This is a genomic window from Helicobacter apodemus, from assembly GCF_003097575.1.
GTDB lineage: Bacteria > Campylobacterota > Campylobacteria > Campylobacterales > Helicobacteraceae > Helicobacter_D > Helicobacter_D apodemus.
In genome coordinates this window covers 304,150-321,275 of sequence record NZ_CP021886.1, presented here as the reverse complement: position 1 = coordinate 321,275, position 17,126 = coordinate 304,150, and the positions used below count along the sequence as shown (strand labels likewise).

Annotated in this window: 18 protein-coding genes, 1 tRNA gene and 1 pseudogene; 4 read left to right on the top strand and 16 right to left on the bottom strand. The window is 32.0% G+C overall.

Annotated features, from left to right (window positions below; all coding sequences use genetic code 11):
* Position 1 precedes the first annotated feature (1 nt).
* The 8 genes and pseudogenes from CDV25_RS01570 to CDV25_RS01535 all read right to left on the bottom strand — a co-directional run bounded on the left by CDV25_RS01570 (position 2) and on the right by CDV25_RS01535 (position 6,875).
* The gene (locus tag CDV25_RS01570) at positions 2–715 is read right to left on the bottom strand and encodes an arginyltransferase (protein WP_108910485.1); all 714 of its coding nucleotides are present in this window, start codon (positions 713–715) and stop codon (positions 2–4) included.
* The gene (locus CDV25_RS01565; protein WP_239056383.1) at positions 715–1,992 is read right to left on the bottom strand and encodes a murein transglycosylase domain-containing protein; all 1,278 of its coding nucleotides are present in this window, start codon (positions 1,990–1,992) and stop codon (positions 715–717) included. The genes CDV25_RS01570 and CDV25_RS01565 overlap by 1 nt, the downstream gene beginning before the upstream one ends.
* Positions 1,989–2,543, bottom strand: a complete 555-nt coding sequence (locus CDV25_RS01560) for a DJ-1 family glyoxalase III (RefSeq protein WP_239056382.1) — start codon at positions 2,541–2,543, stop codon at positions 1,989–1,991. Before CDV25_RS01560 ends, CDV25_RS01565 begins: the two co-directional genes overlap by 4 nt.
* A gap of 8 nt (positions 2,544–2,551) precedes the next feature.
* A pseudogene (efp, locus tag CDV25_RS01555) lies at positions 2,552–3,114 on the bottom strand (elongation factor P).
* Between the two features lie 15 nt (positions 3,115–3,129).
* Positions 3,130–4,053 carry a class II fructose-bisphosphate aldolase gene (locus CDV25_RS01550; RefSeq protein ID WP_108910484.1) on the bottom strand — a complete coding sequence of 308 codons (924 nt, stop codon included), beginning with the start codon at positions 4,051–4,053 and terminating at the stop codon, positions 3,130–3,132.
* Between the two features lie 9 nt (positions 4,054–4,062).
* On the bottom strand, positions 4,063–4,878 hold the full coding sequence (locus CDV25_RS01545) for a peptidylprolyl isomerase (RefSeq protein ID WP_108910483.1): 816 nt from the start codon (positions 4,876–4,878) through the stop codon (positions 4,063–4,065).
* Between the two features lie 166 nt (positions 4,879–5,044).
* Positions 5,045–5,674, bottom strand: coding sequence for a trimeric intracellular cation channel family protein (locus tag CDV25_RS01540; RefSeq protein ID WP_108910482.1), 630 nt, complete (start codon positions 5,672–5,674; stop codon positions 5,045–5,047).
* 1 nt (position 5,675) lies between these two features.
* Positions 5,676–6,875: an HD domain-containing protein gene (locus CDV25_RS01535; RefSeq protein ID WP_108910481.1), complete on the bottom strand. Its 1,200-nt coding sequence runs from the start codon at positions 6,873–6,875 to the stop codon at positions 5,676–5,678.
* Between the two features lie 104 nt (positions 6,876–6,979).
* Between CDV25_RS01535 and CDV25_RS01530 the strand changes: the two genes are divergently transcribed.
* Both CDV25_RS01530 and CDV25_RS01525 read left to right on the top strand, forming a co-directional pair.
* Positions 6,980–7,891 (top strand): aspartate carbamoyltransferase catalytic subunit, encoded by a 912-nt coding sequence (locus CDV25_RS01530; protein ID WP_108910480.1) that lies wholly within the window; start codon positions 6,980–6,982, stop codon positions 7,889–7,891.
* 34 nt (positions 7,892–7,925) lie between these two features.
* Positions 7,926–8,501, top strand: coding sequence for a LysE family translocator (locus tag CDV25_RS01525; protein WP_239056381.1), 576 nt, complete (start codon positions 7,926–7,928; stop codon positions 8,499–8,501).
* On the opposite strand, the gene CDV25_RS01520 is transcribed toward CDV25_RS01525, so the two are convergent.
* The 8 genes from CDV25_RS01520 to CDV25_RS01485 all read right to left on the bottom strand — a co-directional run bounded on the left by CDV25_RS01520 (position 8,481) and on the right by CDV25_RS01485 (position 14,710).
* Positions 8,481–9,053, bottom strand: coding sequence for a YigZ family protein (locus CDV25_RS01520; RefSeq protein ID WP_108910478.1), 573 nt, complete (start codon positions 9,051–9,053; stop codon positions 8,481–8,483). The genes CDV25_RS01525 and CDV25_RS01520 overlap by 21 nt on opposite strands.
* A 3-nt stretch (positions 9,054–9,056) precedes the next feature.
* On the bottom strand, positions 9,057–9,713 hold the full coding sequence (locus CDV25_RS01515; RefSeq protein ID WP_108910477.1) for a CheB methylesterase domain-containing protein: 657 nt from the start codon (positions 9,711–9,713) through the stop codon (positions 9,057–9,059).
* 3 nt (positions 9,714–9,716) lie between these two features.
* A complete protein-coding gene (locus tag CDV25_RS01510; RefSeq protein ID WP_108910476.1) occupies positions 9,717–10,547 on the bottom strand; it encodes a CheR family methyltransferase in 831 nt (276 codons plus the stop codon).
* On the bottom strand, positions 10,528–12,444 hold the full coding sequence (gene ciaB, locus CDV25_RS01505) for an invasion protein CiaB (RefSeq protein ID WP_239056380.1): 1,917 nt from the start codon (positions 12,442–12,444) through the stop codon (positions 10,528–10,530). The genes CDV25_RS01510 and ciaB overlap by 20 nt, the downstream gene beginning before the upstream one ends.
* 1 nt (position 12,445) lies before the next feature.
* The gene (locus tag CDV25_RS01500; protein ID WP_108910475.1) at positions 12,446–13,255 is read right to left on the bottom strand and encodes a TerB family tellurite resistance protein; all 810 of its coding nucleotides are present in this window, start codon (positions 13,253–13,255) and stop codon (positions 12,446–12,448) included.
* A gap of 18 nt (positions 13,256–13,273) precedes the next feature.
* Positions 13,274–13,498, bottom strand: a complete 225-nt coding sequence (locus tag CDV25_RS01495; RefSeq protein ID WP_108910474.1) for a cation transporter — start codon at positions 13,496–13,498, stop codon at positions 13,274–13,276.
* A gap of 29 nt (positions 13,499–13,527) precedes the next feature.
* A tRNA-Ile gene (locus CDV25_RS01490) sits at positions 13,528–13,604 on the bottom strand.
* Entirely contained in the window at positions 13,595–14,710 is a 1,116-nt protein-coding gene (locus CDV25_RS01485; RefSeq protein ID WP_108910473.1) for an FtsW/RodA/SpoVE family cell cycle protein, read from the bottom strand. The genes CDV25_RS01490 and CDV25_RS01485 overlap by 10 nt, the downstream gene beginning before the upstream one ends.
* Before the next feature lie 79 nt (positions 14,711–14,789).
* On the opposite strand from CDV25_RS01485, the gene CDV25_RS01480 reads away from it, so the two are divergent.
* Positions 14,790–15,770: an RluA family pseudouridine synthase gene (locus CDV25_RS01480; protein ID WP_108910472.1), complete on the top strand. Its 981-nt coding sequence runs from the start codon at positions 14,790–14,792 to the stop codon at positions 15,768–15,770.
* A 105-nt stretch (positions 15,771–15,875) separates the two neighbouring features.
* Entirely contained in the window at positions 15,876–17,126 is a 1,251-nt protein-coding gene (locus CDV25_RS01475; protein WP_108910471.1) for a fibronectin type III domain-containing protein, read from the top strand.

The following is a 17,126-nucleotide window of genomic DNA, read 5'->3' as shown; positions in this document are numbered from 1 at the left end:
ATTATTCCTTTATCCAAATAGTTTCTTCATTCAAATGAGGACGATTACTTAATATCTCAAAAGGTTTAAATCTCTCTTTATACCCCATAGAATGGTGATTCTTTATCCAATAGCCTGGATATAAATACTTAATATTATACTCTTTTGCAATTTTAATTTGCTTAAGAATAGAATAAGTTCCAATAGAGAATTTTTCAAAATTATGATCATAATAACAATAAACCGCAGAAATACTATTAGACAATATATCTACTAAAGCAACCCCTACTAGTTGCTCTCCATAATAATAATCAAATTCATAGCCAAAACTTTGATAACCTTGAACAAAAGTTTCATAATAAGCTTCTAAGGTGATATTTTGATAATCCCAACCCTTTTTGTCTTGCATCCTTTTATGGTATTGATCATAAAGGACTAAATGGGTTTGGGTTACTCGTGGGCGACAAATTTTAAGTGTTAAAGGATTTTTCAAAATTCTTTTTTGTGATTTAGAAAATACAAAAGATTCACAATCTTGACGAATAGTAATACAAGCATTACATTCTTTGCAAATGGGAACAAAAAAATAATTCCCAAATCTTCTCCAACCCCTATCTAATAATTTATAATAAAAACTAGGGGTGCATCCTTGAATGTAAAAATAACGAAAAGTTGCTTCACAATCTGGCAAATAGCTGCATACTTTAGGAGCTTGCACTAATTCAAAAATTTCCATTATTGCAAACTAGCTATATCCCCTAAAGATGAGGCATTATTTGATACTTTTTGAAATTCTTTTTTAGCAGTTGTAACCTTTAAAAGATAATTTCTTGCTTCCTCGTATTTTAAAGAAGTTCTAAGCTTTCTATAAACTTCTGCAGAAGTCATTCCATTAATAATTTCTACTGCCTTTGTCCTATTACTATGAAAGACTGATAAAACATTTCCACTACCTGTGTTATAAGCAGCAATAACAGCGTATTCCTGTGAGAGAGAGTTTTTAATCCCCTTTAAATAACGCGTAAAGAGAATATTTAAATAAGTTGAACCATATTGAATATTAGTTTTTGGGGTGAAAAGCATCTCCTTTGTTGGAACTCCATCTCTACTATTTAAAGTTTTATAAACATCTCTCCCCGCACTTGTTGGGACAACTTGCATTAATCCATAAGCAGGTATGCGGCTAACCGCATAGGGATTAAAACTGCTCTCTGTTTTAATAATAGCAAATATCAAAGCTTGATCAAGCTTATATTCTCTAGAATAAAGTGCTACATATTCCCCATATTTATGTTCGCTTTGAATCTCTCTATCTCCTACCATATCAAACTGGACATAATGCACCTTTTTTGTTATACCACCTTCTACAATATCTTTTGTTTGTAATTTATTTTCTACTAAATATTTTGCATAACGATTAGCCCTCCAAGGATAAAGAACAACCATCCCTTCATTATCTTTTACTAAATTTGCCAAGTAAGGCTTCCCTCTATATTCAATATCTTTATCAGAATACAAATCAACCTCTTGAGGATCTTCTGGCGTTAATAAAGTCGTTACAATAGCTTTTTTCAAGGCTTCTTTAGGATTCTTTGTATCTAAAGTTGAAACAGATATTACACCTTTTGAAAAATCTACCTCTGCACGTGAGAGATAAGAGTTTGTATATTTTACATAAATATCTTGAGAAGCAGTTGGTGCATTATCTTTGCCCCATTGTTTTGCAACTTGCTGTGTAAATTGCGTAAGAATTTTTTTGAAGTTAATAGGAATGTTTTGAATATACTCTTCAAGTTTTTGCGGACTTAATAGATGTTCAGCAACTTGCTTCATAAGCACTTCTTTGGGAACTTCTTTAGGGATTATTTGGGGAACTTCTTTAGGGATTATTTGGGGAACTTCTTTAGGGATTTCTTTAGGGATTACTTGAGGATTATAAACTAAGTCTCTATAACCCATTAAACAACCCGCTAATAAAACACCCGCTCCAAAACAAAAGGTTATGATTTTCAAAGAACTAACATTCCTTTTTTTATCTCTTGGGTTTTTTCTAATCCTACTAACTTTTCTGCCAATATAAAAGCAAATTCTAAAGCCGTAGCAGGTCCTCTTGAAGTAATAATATTTGCATCTTCAACAACATTAGGCATAGTTTGATAATAATTATTTGCAATCATTCCCTCAATACCGGGATAACAAGTAAATCGTTTGTTTTCTAAAATCCCCATTTTAAATAACGCTAAAGGTGCAGCACAAATAGCACCAATAATTTTGCCTTTATTATGCAGAATCTGCAAAATATGTTTTAAGGATTCTGAATTTGCTAGATTTTGAGTGCCTTCCCAACCTCCAGGAAAAACTACCGCATCTAAACAATCCGCCTGTATTTCAAAAATACTTTTATCCACTATAAACTTAACTTTTCCTTGAGAAGAGACCTCTAAAGATGTCTTTAAACTAGCAAGAATAACCTCGCAACCAACTCTTCTTAAAACATCAATAATAGAAATTGCTTCTAGCTCTTCAAATCCATCCGCCAATGGAACCAAAACTCTTACTATCATTTTATTCCTTATTTTACCTTATCTAAATACTCGCCACTCTCTGTATTAATACGGATAATATCTCCCTCTAAGATATGATAAGGCACTTGCACAACCGCCCCAGTTTCTAATGTAGCTGGTTTCTTGCCTGCACTTGTAGTATCCCCTTAAAGTTAGGAGGAGTTTCAGTAACTTTTAATTCTACACTTTGTGGAACATTGACGCTAATGGCTTTACCATTGTGGAATAAAACACTAATACTCATTCCATCAATGATCCATTTAGCACTATCCCCAACTTGCACCTCATTTAACCCAATTTGTTCATAAGTCTCATTATCCATAAATTGAAAAGAATCGCCATCGTGGTATAAAAACTGCATAGAATGTTCTTGCAAATTAGGCTCTTCGCATTTATCCCCTGCGTGAAAAGTTTTCTCTAACACTCTGCCATCTAAAAAAGATTTCATCTTAACGCGAACAAATGCCGCCCCTTTTCCAGGCTTTACATGCTGATATTCTACAATTTTATAAGGGATACCCTCTAATTCAATCTTTAAACCCTTTTTTAAATCTCCCATTGAATATGCCATTATATTCCCTTCTTTTTAAATCTTATTAGAACTTCCTAAAACATCCATTCTTTCACTTATCACCTTTATCATAAATTCCTTTGCAGGAGTAAAAAACTTTCTTAAATCAAATTGCGTTTTATCTTCATTAGCTACCCTACGCACTTCAGATATAAATGCTATTCGCAAGTCTGTATCGGTATTAATTTTGTTAATTCCACCCTTAATGGCTTCTTTTAAAAAATCAAAAGGAACACCCTTGCTACCCTTTAAATCTCCACCATTTTGCAAAAATGCTTCCCTTACATTTTGTGGAATCGCACTTGCTCCGTGTAACACCAAAGGTATCTTTGTTCGCCTCTTTACCTCTATAAGACGTTCAAAATCAAGAATAGGTTCTCCTTTAAACTTAAAAGCACCATGACTTGTCCCAATAGCAGGCGCTAAAAAATCTACTTCACTTTCTTTAACAAACTCCTCTGCTTCTTGAGGATTCACCAAACACGCCTCTTTTTCATCAACAGAAATATTATCCTCAATCCCCATTAATCTACCAAGCTCTGCTTCAACGCTAACTCCCGCAATATGCGCAACTTCAACAACCTTTTTAGTTTCTCTTAAATTTTCCTCAAAAGGATGATGACTAGCATCAATCATTACAGAAGTAAAACCTGCTCGTATTGCCTTAATACAAGATTCAAAGCTTGTCCCGTGGTCCAAATGCAAAGCAACAGGAATATGAGGATACCTCCTAGATAATATCTCTACCATTCCTACTGCCATATCAATACCCATATATTTAATAGCACCCTCACTTGCTTGAACAATAATAGGAGAATTTTTAAGATTTGCCGCTTCAAAAATCGCACTTAGCATTTCATAATTTACAAAATTAAATGCACCTACGCCATAATTTTCTTTATTTGCCTTATCTAAAACAACACTCCCGCTAACTAACATAAAAAATCCTTATTGAGAAATTTCAATTTTTGCTTTTTTACGCAATTCGTCACTTTCTTTTTTAATTGTATCTTGAAACTTGCTAATTTTAAGATTATTTTCAATCTGCCCCTCTACCTCTTTTAGAGATAATGTAGCGGATGGTTTTTTATCATCTACATAAATTATATGATAACCAAATTGACTCTTTACAGGAGTCTGCGTATAGCTTCCTTTTTTGAGCTTAAAAGCTGCTTCTGAAAATTCTGGAATAAATTGGTTTTTATCAAACCAACCTAAATCTCCACCATTTTGTGCAGAACCATCTTTTGATTTAATCTTAGCCAACTCTTCAAATTTACTTAAAACATTCGTTCCTGATTTTTTTAAATCCGAAATAATTCTCTTAGCATCCTCTTCAGAACTCACCAAAATATGCCTTGCTTTAATAAGATCAGGTTGAATAAATCCTGCTTTATTTTCATCATAAAAGCTTTTAATTTCCGCACTAGAAACTTTGATTTTATCCAACTTTTGACGCATCCAAACTTCAAGCATTAAGTCATCTTGTGCATTAGCTATAGCTTCTTTGTATTCCTTAGTATTTTGTATCTTATCTTTTTTGCTTTGCTCAATTAAAAGCTTTCTTTCAATAGCCTGATTAATGACTTGCTCTTTTCCTTCTTGGGGTAATTGATCAAAAGATACTCCAGGCATTGCACGCATTAAAAGCGTAATATCTTTGTCTGTAACTTCTTCTCCATTTACCTTTGCAAAAGTTTTTGCGATACCTATCCCTTGTAACAACGCCAATGTAACCAATGAGCTTAAAACCACTCTTTTCATTACTTACCTTTTTACTTTGATATTAATAATATATGAAATTTTACCTTGAAATATTTAAGAGAGTATTAATATTGACAATTAGCGTAGCAATTCTTAGCAAAGACAATCATTGCAAAATACCAAAACTCTTTATATTTTACATCCAACAAATATTCAATAACCAAGTTTATTCTTTAGGCTTATATTGAAAAATTGGTAATCCCAAATGATAGCGGATGGCAAGCAATCGAGCAACAAAACCAACCAATAGAGAAAAAATAGTTATAAAATTTTCACTTAAACCAAAATAATAACTATTAATAAAATTTAGCACTACATATAAACTACCTGTCAATAAAGCAATACTAGCATAAAGCTCTTTTTGGAATACAAGCGGAATCCTTGCACAAAAAATATCACGCAAAATACCCCCAAAAACCCCCGTAATAACTGCACCAGCTACTGCCATAGCACCGCTAGAGTGCAAATCCATACCAACTCTTGCTCCAATAACGCTAAATACGGCTAAACCTAAGGCATCAAGCACTAAAAAAGCCTTTTCAAATCGCTCTACAAAATAAGGAATTTTTGTAGTGATTAATGCTGCAAGACAAATAATTACAAGATATTCAGGATGAGCCACCCAAGTAAGAGGATAATGCCCAAATAGAACATCACGAATAGAGCCACCACCGATAGCTGTTACACAAGCAATAAATATCACTCCAAACCAATCCATATTATGCCTTCCAGCAGCTAATGCACCAGTCATTCCCTCTGCGGTAATCCCGATAATATACAAAGTTATTAAAAGCATATTAACCCTTAAATCCTCTAAATAAATAACCCAAATCTATCCCATTAATTTCTTTATCATTATATTGATATTCTAGGTTTTTTGCACCCTCTTGTAAATCTTTACTAGAGATTCCATGCCCTATGGAAATTTTTGCTTCTAAAAACGCACTTAAATGGTCGCAATATTTCAAAAATTCCCCAAAAACAGGCGAATAAAAATCTTTATTAAAATCCCTTAAAATCTCCTCACCTTTAGGCAAGAATATTATTTTTCCATCTTTTTTATAACGATTACTAAATTCTTCTTTAGTGAAATAAATAATATCCTCTTGAATAAGTTTTGGAACTTTTGTAAGGATTTTTTCTTTCACCTCCTCTTCTTCAATTTGCTTAATAAAAGTATCTAATCCCTTTATACTTCGCTTAATAGGAGAGATAATATCCCTTGTTAAAATCTCTGGCAAATCGTGAAATAATCCACATAAAAAATGATTAATTTGCATCTGTTTGCAACATTTTAAATCATAGCCTAATAATAAAGCACAAAGGGCTACAACCAAAGTATGCCCTAAAACAGAGGTGGCTGGAACCCTAGGTGTTTGACTCCAACGTTTTTGGAATCTAAGCTGTCCAAACATACCTATAATTTCTCGTATTTCTTGGTAAAGTACAATTTCAACAATCCCTGCTAAATGATAATGCTCCTCTACTTGCCTATCAATGATATTTTTAATATTTTGAACATCAAACATTTTAGGATTAAAATGATAAATAATATCAAATTCCCATTTAGAAGCATAATAATGAGAGGCTTTTAGAATCTGTTTTTCTATATTATTAACCTCTCCATAAAGATAACTACGCATATTTTCAAAAAAAGGAAAACCTTTTAAATCCTCCTCAAGCTCTAAACATACAAAATCTACAAGCTCTTTATTATGATTTTTAACAAGCTTATGAAAAACAGGGGGTTTAATATCCGTAAGGATAATCCGCTCAAAAAACTCATAACAAAATTGTAAAATCAAAAGCTCCCAATCAATTGTTTGTTTGTTTTTTATGGTTTCAAAATGTGCTAAGAAATACGCGATAACAATTTTATGCGCTTGTTTATCAAGCTCTAAAAACTCTACAGGTGTAGCCTGATCATTCCACCTACGAATACTTGCTGCAACAAAGATTTTATGCAATAAAGAAAAAGATAATCTAGGTTTTTTCAAAGATTCCCTTTTAAAGATATTTTTAAGCTAATTATACAACTTTATTATTATTTTATGGATGAAAGATTATAATTTTAGGCTTTGAGATTACAGAAGGTGAATTAATGCCAAATCATTTATTGGATACAAGAGACTTCAGCAAACAAGAAGTAGAAAATATTTTAGAGTTAGCCGAGCAGTTTTTAGATGGAAAGCCAAGAAATAGCTTAAAAGGGCATATCATCGTTACAATTTTTTTTGAAAACTCTACACGCACACTCTCTAGCTTTGAATTTGCAGCTAAGAAACTTGGGGGAAATGTTGTTCGATTAGAAGTCTCAAGAAGTTCCACTAACAAAGGTGAAACACTCTTTGATACAGCGGCTAATCTTAATGCAATGAATCCTAGTGCTATTGTTGTCCGCCATAAAAATGCTGGAGTGCCAAATATCCTCTCTAAATATGTCTCCTGTTCTATCATAAATGGGGGAGATGGGGCACACGCACACCCTACACAAGCACTTCTAGATTTACTTACACTTAAAAAACATTTAGGGAATTTACAAAACAAAAAAATAGCCATTGTAGGAGATATAAGAAATTCTCGCGTAGCCAATAGTAACATTGAACTTCTAAGTCGCTTTGGAATGGAGATTATTTTAGTAGGACCTCCGCATTTTATACCGCAAACTTCACTAAGGCATAGCCTTTTTTTAAAAGAAATCATCAATGAAGTCGATGCTGTAATGAGCTTAAGAACACAAACAGAAAGGCATAATTCTCCTATTTATTCAAGTCTTAAAGACTATGCTAGTGATTATTGTATTACCAAAGAACTTTTTGGGGAGAGGGATATTATCTTACTCCATCCAGGACCTGTAATTCGCAATATTGATATTAGTGATGAAATGCTTGAAGATAAACGTTGTAAAGTGTTAGAACAAGTTACCAATGGGGTTGCTATTAGAATGGCAGTTTTAGAAACACTTCTTATAAAAAAAACACTCCAAACTCCTAAAAACTTTCCCTATTTTTAGTATGGAACTTCTAGGACTCTTTTTACTAGGCTTTATGGTAGCATTAACTCCAGGACCTGATATTTTATTCGTCCTTAGAAACACACTAAATTTTGGCGGCAAACAAGGATTCTTAGCATTTTTAGGAATTTTTAGTGGTTGGATTATTTTTTTAAGCCTTATTTATTTTGGACTTTCACAAGTTTTTAATGGCATTTTTATTCAAATCTCCCTTAACCTCATAGGAGGAATCTATCTCTTTTATATCTCCTATACACTTTTTAAAAAGCCCAAAAACCATATTAACTTCCACCAAAAACTTGAAAAAAGTCTTTTTATTTATTTTAAAGGTTTATTAATTAACCTCTCTAACCCTAAAGCAATTTTATTTTTTACTATTGTCATCTCACCCTTTATAAATACAAACTTTGAAATAAGTTTAATAATTTTGCTTTGTGGATTATCTTTATCGTTTTTATTGGTTATCTTTTTAGGCACTTTTAGTAGAAGCTTTATTAGCAATACTTTTTTTGATAGGATTGACAAAATTTGTGGAATCCTTTTTTTAGCCTTTGGTATTTTGCTATTCTTTCAAGCCTATAAACTCTTTTTAATGCTTCAAAGTCTCTAAAAAAGATCGCACACTCTCTAAAGAGGCTGAAATTTCAAGCAAAACACCCTCTGATTGAAAATTTCTTTTTAGAATTTCAATTTCTTTTTTCTTTATCCAATATTCTGCTTGGGATAAATCACTAAAAGGAATAAAAATTTCTTTTTTTGTCTTTGGCGTATAAGGGATTAGAGCATCGAGGTTTTGTGCTTTTAAAATCACTTCTTTTGCGCTTTGTGTATAAGCCCGCACCAGCCCACCGCTACCAAGCAACACCCCACCAAAATAACGCACAATCACTAACCCGCATTCAACAAGCTCATAGCCTCTTAACACCTTTAAAGCAGGCATTCCTGAAGTCCCTTTTGGTTCTCCATCATCGCTAAAAGATTCTACAATCTGTCCTTGTTCATTAAACCCTCTACTAGCATTAACAAAATGCACAGCTTTAGGGTGTTTTACACGCATCTTAGCAATAAAATCAATAAAAACCTCTTTAGGGGTTAAAAAAGCAAGGAATTTAGAATTTTTAATTTCATAAGATTCTTCAATAATCCCTGAAGGACTTAACATATTTTATTCCCTTCGATTATTAATTAATGTTCCTTGAGAAAACTTAACAATTCTTAAAGGAATATCCTCTAAAGATACTACTTCAGTAATTGCACCCCTGCTAATAGCCTGTTTTGGCATACCAAAAACTACACAACTTGCTTCATCTTGTGCGATAGTATAAGCTCCATTTTTATGAAGCTCTTTTATGCCAATACTCCCATCATCACCCATTCCAGTTAAAATAATTCCTAAGGCATTTTTTCCAGCAACATTATTTAAACTACGAAACATAATATCAACGCTTGGTTTATGGCGACTAATTCTCTCTCCTTCTAAGGGTTCGGCACTATATTCATTACCACTACGTTTTAACAACAAATGCGTTCCACCTGCCGCAAGATAGGCACAAGAAGATTTAAGAAGCATTTTTTTATTAACCTCATATACTTTTATAGCAGAGACTTCATCAAGACGTTCTGCAAAAGAAGTAGAAAATCCAGCAGGTATATGCTGTGTGATAACAATAGGAGGAAGATTAACAGGCAAATTTTGCAAAATTTTTACAATCGCATCAATTCCACCTGTACTTGCACCAATACCTATGATTTTTTTACCTTCTCCATTATAAGGGGAAGATGCCAACAACAAATCTGGATGATGTTTATCGTAATTTCCCAAAACTTAATCCATCACTTTTATAAAAATATTCTGTCCAAGTTTTTCGACTTTATTTTGTATGCCCAAAGGGCTTTCTGAATGACCCAAATAAAGTGTTCCACCAATTTTTAAATAAGAAAAAATCTTTTTTAATACTTTCTCTTGATCTTCAATTTTAAAATAAATAATTTGATTACGGCAAAAAATAATATCAAATTCATTAATCCCAAAAGGATAAGTAGATAGTTGTAAGTTAAGCTGTTTAAAAGTAATAAAATTTTTTAAAGAAGGCTTTACTTTGATAAATACATTTCTCTCACTCTTAGGAGTAATATCAAAAGAATTTTCTAAATCTAACCATTCAGGCAATGGAGTAATACAGGTATCAACCACATATTCACCAATTTTAGCAGTCTCTAAGACAGAAGTATCAATATCTGTGGCTAAAATACTACAAGGAGTATTAGAGCGGTAAATATCTCTACCATAAGATAAAGTTGCCGCTATAGAATAAGGTTCCTCTCCTGTAGAGCTTGCAGAACACCATATTTTTAAAGGTTCTGATTCTTTTAAGCGATGTGGTAATATCCTATCTAACATATCTACAAAATGAAAATCTTCCCGAAAAAAATCTGTCTTATTGTTAGTAAAGGTATTGATAAACTCTTGCTTAAACTTTCCAGTTTTTAATTGCGAAAAAAAATCATCAAAATTTTGAATATTACAACTTTTGATTAATTTATTTAGACGATTCTTAATAGCTAAATCTTTATCGTTGGATAAATGTATCCCCGCTAATTCATAAATTAATTCCTTAGCTTTATTTATCTCTGCATCACGAACAACTACGCTCATTCTGTCTCCTTATATAATTTCTTTTCCATATTTGTGGGGTTATAGAATCTACTCTCTGCCCTATTTCTTGATATTTTTTATAATAGTCTTCGACAAATAATAAAACTTCTATTTTTATAGGCTTAAAAATACCTTTTTCATCTTTTTTCATATACCTAATTAAAAACTCTTTAGCATCACTTTTTTGTAAATAAACAGCAACTAATTCATTATAAGTCTTTAAATATAAATCCATAAGAATTTTCACCTTTTCATAATCAACACTCAAAGCAATATTCTCAAAATCTCCACAATAAGATAAGATTCCACTACTAAATAAAATATCTAAATGAATAAGTCCTTCACAATAATAAGGCAATACTTCATTTTCTCTCTGCCAAGTAATAAGGGAGACTGCACGGGATATAGTATTAAAAACCAATTCTTTTAGCAAGGTTAAATCACCCTTTAAAAAATAATAGACTAAACCACCCATTGTTGCTTTAAATTCTTCAATATTTTTAAATTCTCCACTCTTATTCATCTGCAATTCACTATCAAAGCTCACCCATAGAATGTGCCCAAACTCATGCCCAATGGTAGAAATTTCATAAACCCTATACCAATCTTCTTTTCTAAAATACAATAATTCCCGATTAAAATCTAGAAAATCTTGCGAAAAGGTTTTAGAGCTTAAAAGCATAAAAGGCTTTGCACAAGATAGCTCCCTAACCCTATCGGGAAAATAAAAAATTTTCTTACCATATTTTGCACTTACATTTTCATCATTAGGAACAACTTGTGCACTAAAAAGCCCATTTAACTCTGCCCCATAAAACAACAAAGGCATTCCACCATAACTTTGAGTTTTCTTTAAAGACTCTTCTACGCACACATCTATTTCAGATTTAAAAGCAGTCTTTGGCATTTGTGAGCTTAATTCTTGATAGAATCTCAAAAAAGATTCTTTGCTAATGCCACAATTAGAGACACCTGTTAATAAATCCTGACCCTCATAAATTCTAGCAATTCTTAAATCCCACTCTGGTGCAACAGCTCTTCTAAAATGATCCTCATAATACTCTAAGGGATGTCCAATTTGTAAAGGTGAAGTAATCTGCATCCAACACCTATCCACTTCACGCCAAGATTCTAAGAGTTCTTTAGTATCCTTTTGCAATAAGGCTTGTTGCAAAGCTTTAAGGTATCTTAAATAAGATCCCTTTTGTTCTAATTTGGGACAAACCTCTTTGGTATTTTCTAAAAGCGGCAAAGACTCTTGAAAAATGGTTTTAAAAGTTAAAAATTCCTTTTCAAAAAAATCTGCATAAGCCACTGCTTCATAAGTATCTTTTAAAACAGGAATAGAATAGCTTCTATCACTAATCTCCCCATCTTTAGTAACCTCTAAACTTGTCTGTAAAACCTTTAAAATGGTAGGCAAATCATTATAATACCTATCTTTTAAACTCTTGTTAATCCCTAAAATCAATTCTTTTTGCCAACTTCTAAAAAATCTATTAAAACATAAACCAATTCTATGCACAACTTCTATAAGTTCCCTTAAAAAAGGAGTTAAAAGCTGTTGGGATTGGATAAAATTAAGCAATTTTTCGTGTTTTTGTGTATAGAATTTTTCACTTAACAAAAACATTCTCTCTTTTACCTCCAATATTTTTTCCTCAGAGTAATCAAATTTTTTTAAAATATTTTCTAAAGAAGCCTCTTTTAAGCTTAAAACTCTATCAAGAAGTGCTAAAAGGATTTCCTCATTTTGTGGTAATGAAGCAAAAATTTCTACTAAAAAGCTAGGAATATTTTGAAGACTCACATTTTCATACAAAGCATTCATAGCTTTATTTTCATTTTCTAAGAAGTGATAAATTTTGATAATATCCGCAAATACCCTCTTTTCCACCTTATTCCTTCTTAAAAGCCTTAATGCTCTCATAAGCAGCATTAATTTCTTGAAGTTTTGCCGTGGATGTTTCAATAATAGATTTATCCAATCCTTTATGGTGCAAAATATCAGGATGATATTCTCTTACTAATTTTTTATAAGCCTTTTTTATCTCCTCCAAACTATCCTCTTTATTAACCCCTAAAACCTTACAAGCTTCGTCTATATTAGAGGATTTTTTATGCTCTGCATAAAAGGCGATAAATGCTTCATATAAAGTATTAAAATCTGCATTTTCAATCTCCAAATAAGCCGCAACATCTAAAATAATTTCTCGCTCTTTTTCACCCAAAATTCCATCAGCATAAGCAAGGGCTAATAAATATTCAACTAATTTAAGACGAGCCTTATATTGTCCTTTAGTCAGTGTTGCATATTTTTGCGTTAATTCCTCCACTGCCTCTTGAGTATTAGCAAAAATTGCTTGAAGTGTTTGCAAAATTTCTTCTTTTTGATTCATAGCACTTTGCAAGGCAATCTGTTCAGCCATATCCTCTAAGGTATTAGCAATCATCTCCTCTTCTAGCTCACAAACTTTGCCATCACTTTTTGCAAGTTTTGACATAAGCCCTATCATTAAGCCATATTCGCTATTTCTAATTTTATATTCTTTACTAGGTGTAGTATAAATATCTTGATAATTTTTAAAATCTTCAATTTCATTTTCTGGATATATCTTTGGACGTTTATGAGGATTAGAGAGATAATCTTTGAAATTCATAATTGCAAGAGCAATAATAACTATAGTAATGAGCAAAAGAATTTCCATAGACTGATTCCTTAATAATTAATGTGTAAAAAAATTCTTTATTTTTCCCACAATGCCTTGAGGTTGTAAAAAACCTAATTCTTGAAGCTTGTCTTGAATTTCCTTGAGCTGTTCTTCATTAACATTGACTTCAACAATTTGTTGAGGAATATCCACCTCTAAATCTGGATATTTTTGTGCTAAGACATTTTTAATTTTATCAACACAACCTTGACATTTGATATTTACGCATTGGATTTTCATAAAATATTCCTATTTTTCCTATAAAGAAGTGGTGGGTCCTATAGGACTTGAACCTATGACCAATCGGTTATGAGCCGAGTGCTCTAACCAGCTGAGCTAAGGACCCTGATTTAAAAAAGAGCTGTGATTATACACAAATTTATACTTAAAAGCAAGAATATTTTCTAAAATAGCAAATAAAACCATAAAGGTAATAAAACTAGTTCCGCCATAACTAAAAAAGGGTAAAGGTATCCCAACTACGGGGGCTAACCCAATTGTCATTGCGATGTTAACACTAAAATAAATAAAAATTAATAATCCCACACAATAAGAAACGACTTTTAAAAAATAATCTTTTTTATCTTCTCTACTAAGGCTAAAAATATGAAAAATAAGCATTCCATAAAGAATAAAAAGCCCAATAACCCCGATAAAACCAAATCTTTCTGCAAAATAAGGAAAAATAAAATCACTAGTTGCAATTGGCAAAAATTGATACATAGCTTGTGTTGCCTCTTGCTTATCTTTACCTAAGATCCCTCCAGAACCTATAGCGATAATAGATTGCTGAACTTGATAATCGGGATCTTTAGAAATAAAATCTATAATACGTTTTTTTTGATAATCGTGCAAATTCGCATATAAAATCGGTGATAAAAAACCAATCGCTACTAAAAGAATAAGCCAAATTTTATAATTAACCCCAATAAGAAACAAAACACCATAACTCATTAACAGCAGCACTAAAGAAGTTCCCAAATCGGGTTGTTTTAAGACAAAAACAAAAGGTAATAAAATAAAAAAAGAAAATTTTAAAAATTGAAAAATACCATAACCATTTTTTTTAGGAGGATTTTTACTAATAAGATAAGCTAACATTAAAATAAGTGCTATCTTCATTGTTTCAGAGGGTTGGAAGGTAAAATGCACAAAAGGAATTTCAAGCCATCTTTGAGCACCAAGCCTTGTGCTACCAAAAAATTCCACAATTAGCAACAAAAGAATATTTAACCAATAAAAAGAAATAATTAGCCATGGCACTTGTTGCATAGGAATAAGGAATACTACAATAAACACCAAAAACCCAATAAACATATAAACTAATACTTTATCCCCTAAAAAACTATTATTCTCATTAATAAGATGCCAAGATAATAAAATAATGGGAATTGTAAGCAAAAGCAATGCAAAATCAAAATATGCTAGAATCTTTTTATTGAAGCTAAACAAAATCAATACCTTGAATTATTATGTTGGTTTAAGAGGCTAGGATTCTAACACAACTTTTTAGAATAAAGAATAAAAACTTATGAAAAGATCATCTATTACTTTTAGGGCTTTTAATAATGAAACAAAGCGATTAGATAAATTTCTATCCTCTACACTTAATCTGCCTCGTAACCAAGTAGAAAAACTTATCCAAAATCAACAAATTCTCCTTAATAATGCACCCCTAGATAAAAAAGGGATTCTTATAAAAAATGGAGATATTATCAGCATTAAAGAACAAATAACTCCACAAAAAACTTTTGAAAAATATTTTTCTATCCCTATTTTATATGAAGATGAAGATGTGCTAGTTATCAACAAACCCATTAATCTCTTAACCCACAGGATTAATGAATACGACAAAGAACCAACACTTGTAGATTATCTTGTTGCCAAAAATTTTGCATTATCAAATCTTGGAGATTCCTATCGCTTAGGAATTGTACATAGATTAGACAAAGGCACAAGCGGTGCTATGATAATCGCTAAAAACAACATAGCCCACCAGAACCTAAGCCTTCAAATCAAATCTAAGACAATGGGTAGATATTATCTATGCGTAATTGATAAGCCCCTTAAAGAGCACAAAATTATAGAATTCCCTCTCATACGTAGCCCAAAAAACCGCTTAAAATACATTACTGCAACTCTAAACAATCCTTTAGCTAAAAGTGCCAAAAGTGCTTTTTTTAAAATTATCACCAACCACAAAACAGAACTCATAGGGGCAAAACTCTTTAGCGGAAGAACCCATCAAATAAGGGCACATTTAGCAGGAATTAATCGTCATATTTTAGGCGATAATTTCTATGGATATAAAGAAAATTACCAAAAAAGGATTCTTTTACATTCTCATATCATTCATTTTATTCACCCTAAAACACAAAAATTCATAAAAGTTTATGCCCCACTTTATGAAGATATGAAAGATTATTTAGAAGAATCTTATTACCAACAGCCCTTAAATAAAGACTTTCAAATACCTCTTGATGAGATGTATTGCCATATTTTTGGTAAATAATATTTTTAGAAAATCTATGCTATGATTTAGCACTAAACAAAATGCGTATTAAGCATATTAATATTTTAAAAGTGCTATCAATTAGTAAATCTTTAAGGAATCTCTATGAAGCAACCTAATACCTATATTTTAAAGTTATTTTGTTATGCTTTTTTGCTATTAATATCCTATGGTTGCAGTAGCACCTTAAACAACCCCTTATCAAGCCTAAACCCCAATACCCCCCAAACCATTAATAATAATCTAACACCCCCTAATGATATTAAGACCTTAACAGATATTAACACAATTGCTTTTGAATGGCAAATTGTGCCTGATTCTAATACAATAGGCTATCAAATCTACCGCAAGAAAGCCAATGAACAAAATTTCCAAAAAATAGCCACTTTAGATTCAAGATTCATAACCCATTATGCGGATACAAAATTAACACCAAATACGGATTATCTCTACCAATTTGCTTCCTTTGATACAAATAAAAATATCTCACCCTACTCACCAATTATTGAAGCAAAAACACAAACTCTAGCACCCCTAAGCTACATAAAAGCCATTAGCAATTATCCACGCATTATCAAAATACTTTGGAATCCTCACCCAGATCTAAGAGTAACTGGCTACCTCATAGAAAAGAAAAATAAAAATGGTGATTGGAAAGAACTTACAAAAATCCCTAATCGTCTTTTAGTGGAATATCTTGATAAAAATTTAGAAGATAATGCAACTAATGAATATAGAATCTATGCCTATAATGCCAATCAATCCTTATCAGAACCCTCTGAAGTAGCAATAGCTACTACTAAGCCAAAGCCCATTTCTGTTAGCAATTTGCAAGCTACCAACAATCTCCCTAGAAAAATTACCCTGCAATGGGATAAACACCCAAATCCAGAAGTTACCCACTATACACTTTTACGCTCTTCCCTATTAGGTTTTTCTAAATTACAGACTTTAGATTCTTCGGCAACAAATTATACAGATATAATAGATAAAGATGGGCAAAGTTACGAATATAAGATTCTTGCTATTGATAAAGATGGAATTCCAAGCCTTGAAAGTCCTCCTGTAACAGGTAGCACTCTACAAATTCCAGCAACACCCCTTATTACTTATGCACAAATTGAAAATAATGCTGTGATTTTACGTTGGACTCCTCAAGATGATAGAGCCACTGAATACATTGTTTATAAGAAATCAAGCTTCTTTAGTGAAATCTTGCGTTACAACAAAGTCTTAACACCAGAATTTATAGATAGAGAAATAACACCCGGACAAAAATACGATTATAGCGTTAGTGCTCTTGATAGTAATGGTTTAGAATCTAAACAAACCAAAGAAGTAACACTTTCTTTTTAA

Coding starts and splice junctions, on each gene's coding strand:
- CDV25_RS01495 (WP_108910474.1), bottom strand. CDS start 13,498: ATGAAAATCCAATGCGTAAATATCAAATGTCAAGGTTGTGTTGATAAA.
- CDV25_RS01545 (WP_108910483.1), bottom strand. CDS start 4,878: ATGAAAAGAGTGGTTTTAAGCTCATTGGTTACATTGGCGTTGTTACAA.
- CDV25_RS01540 (WP_108910482.1), bottom strand. CDS start 5,674: ATGCTTTTAATAACTTTGTATATTATCGGGATTACCGCAGAGGGAATG.
- CDV25_RS01475 (WP_108910471.1), top strand. CDS start 15,876: ATGAAGCAACCTAATACCTATATTTTAAAGTTATTTTGTTATGCTTTT.
- CDV25_RS01510 (WP_108910476.1), bottom strand. CDS start 10,547: ATGAGCGTAGTTGTTCGTGATGCAGAGATAAATAAAGCTAAGGAATTA.
- CDV25_RS01500 (WP_108910475.1), bottom strand. CDS start 13,255: ATGGAAATTCTTTTGCTCATTACTATAGTTATTATTGCTCTTGCAATT.
- CDV25_RS01525 (WP_239056381.1), top strand. CDS start 7,926: ATGGTAGCATTAACTCCAGGACCTGATATTTTATTCGTCCTTAGAAAC.
- CDV25_RS01560 (WP_239056382.1), bottom strand. CDS start 2,543: ATGATAGTAAGAGTTTTGGTTCCATTGGCGGATGGATTTGAAGAGCTA.
- CDV25_RS01570 (WP_108910485.1), bottom strand. CDS start 715: ATGGAAATTTTTGAATTAGTGCAAGCTCCTAAAGTATGCAGCTATTTG.
- CDV25_RS01520 (WP_108910478.1), bottom strand. CDS start 9,053: ATGTTAAGTCCTTCAGGGATTATTGAAGAATCTTATGAAATTAAAAAT.
- CDV25_RS01550 (WP_108910484.1), bottom strand. CDS start 4,053: ATGTTAGTTAGCGGGAGTGTTGTTTTAGATAAGGCAAATAAAGAAAAT.
- CDV25_RS01480 (WP_108910472.1), top strand. CDS start 14,790: ATGAAAAGATCATCTATTACTTTTAGGGCTTTTAATAATGAAACAAAG.
- CDV25_RS01530 (WP_108910480.1), top strand. CDS start 6,980: ATGCCAAATCATTTATTGGATACAAGAGACTTCAGCAAACAAGAAGTA.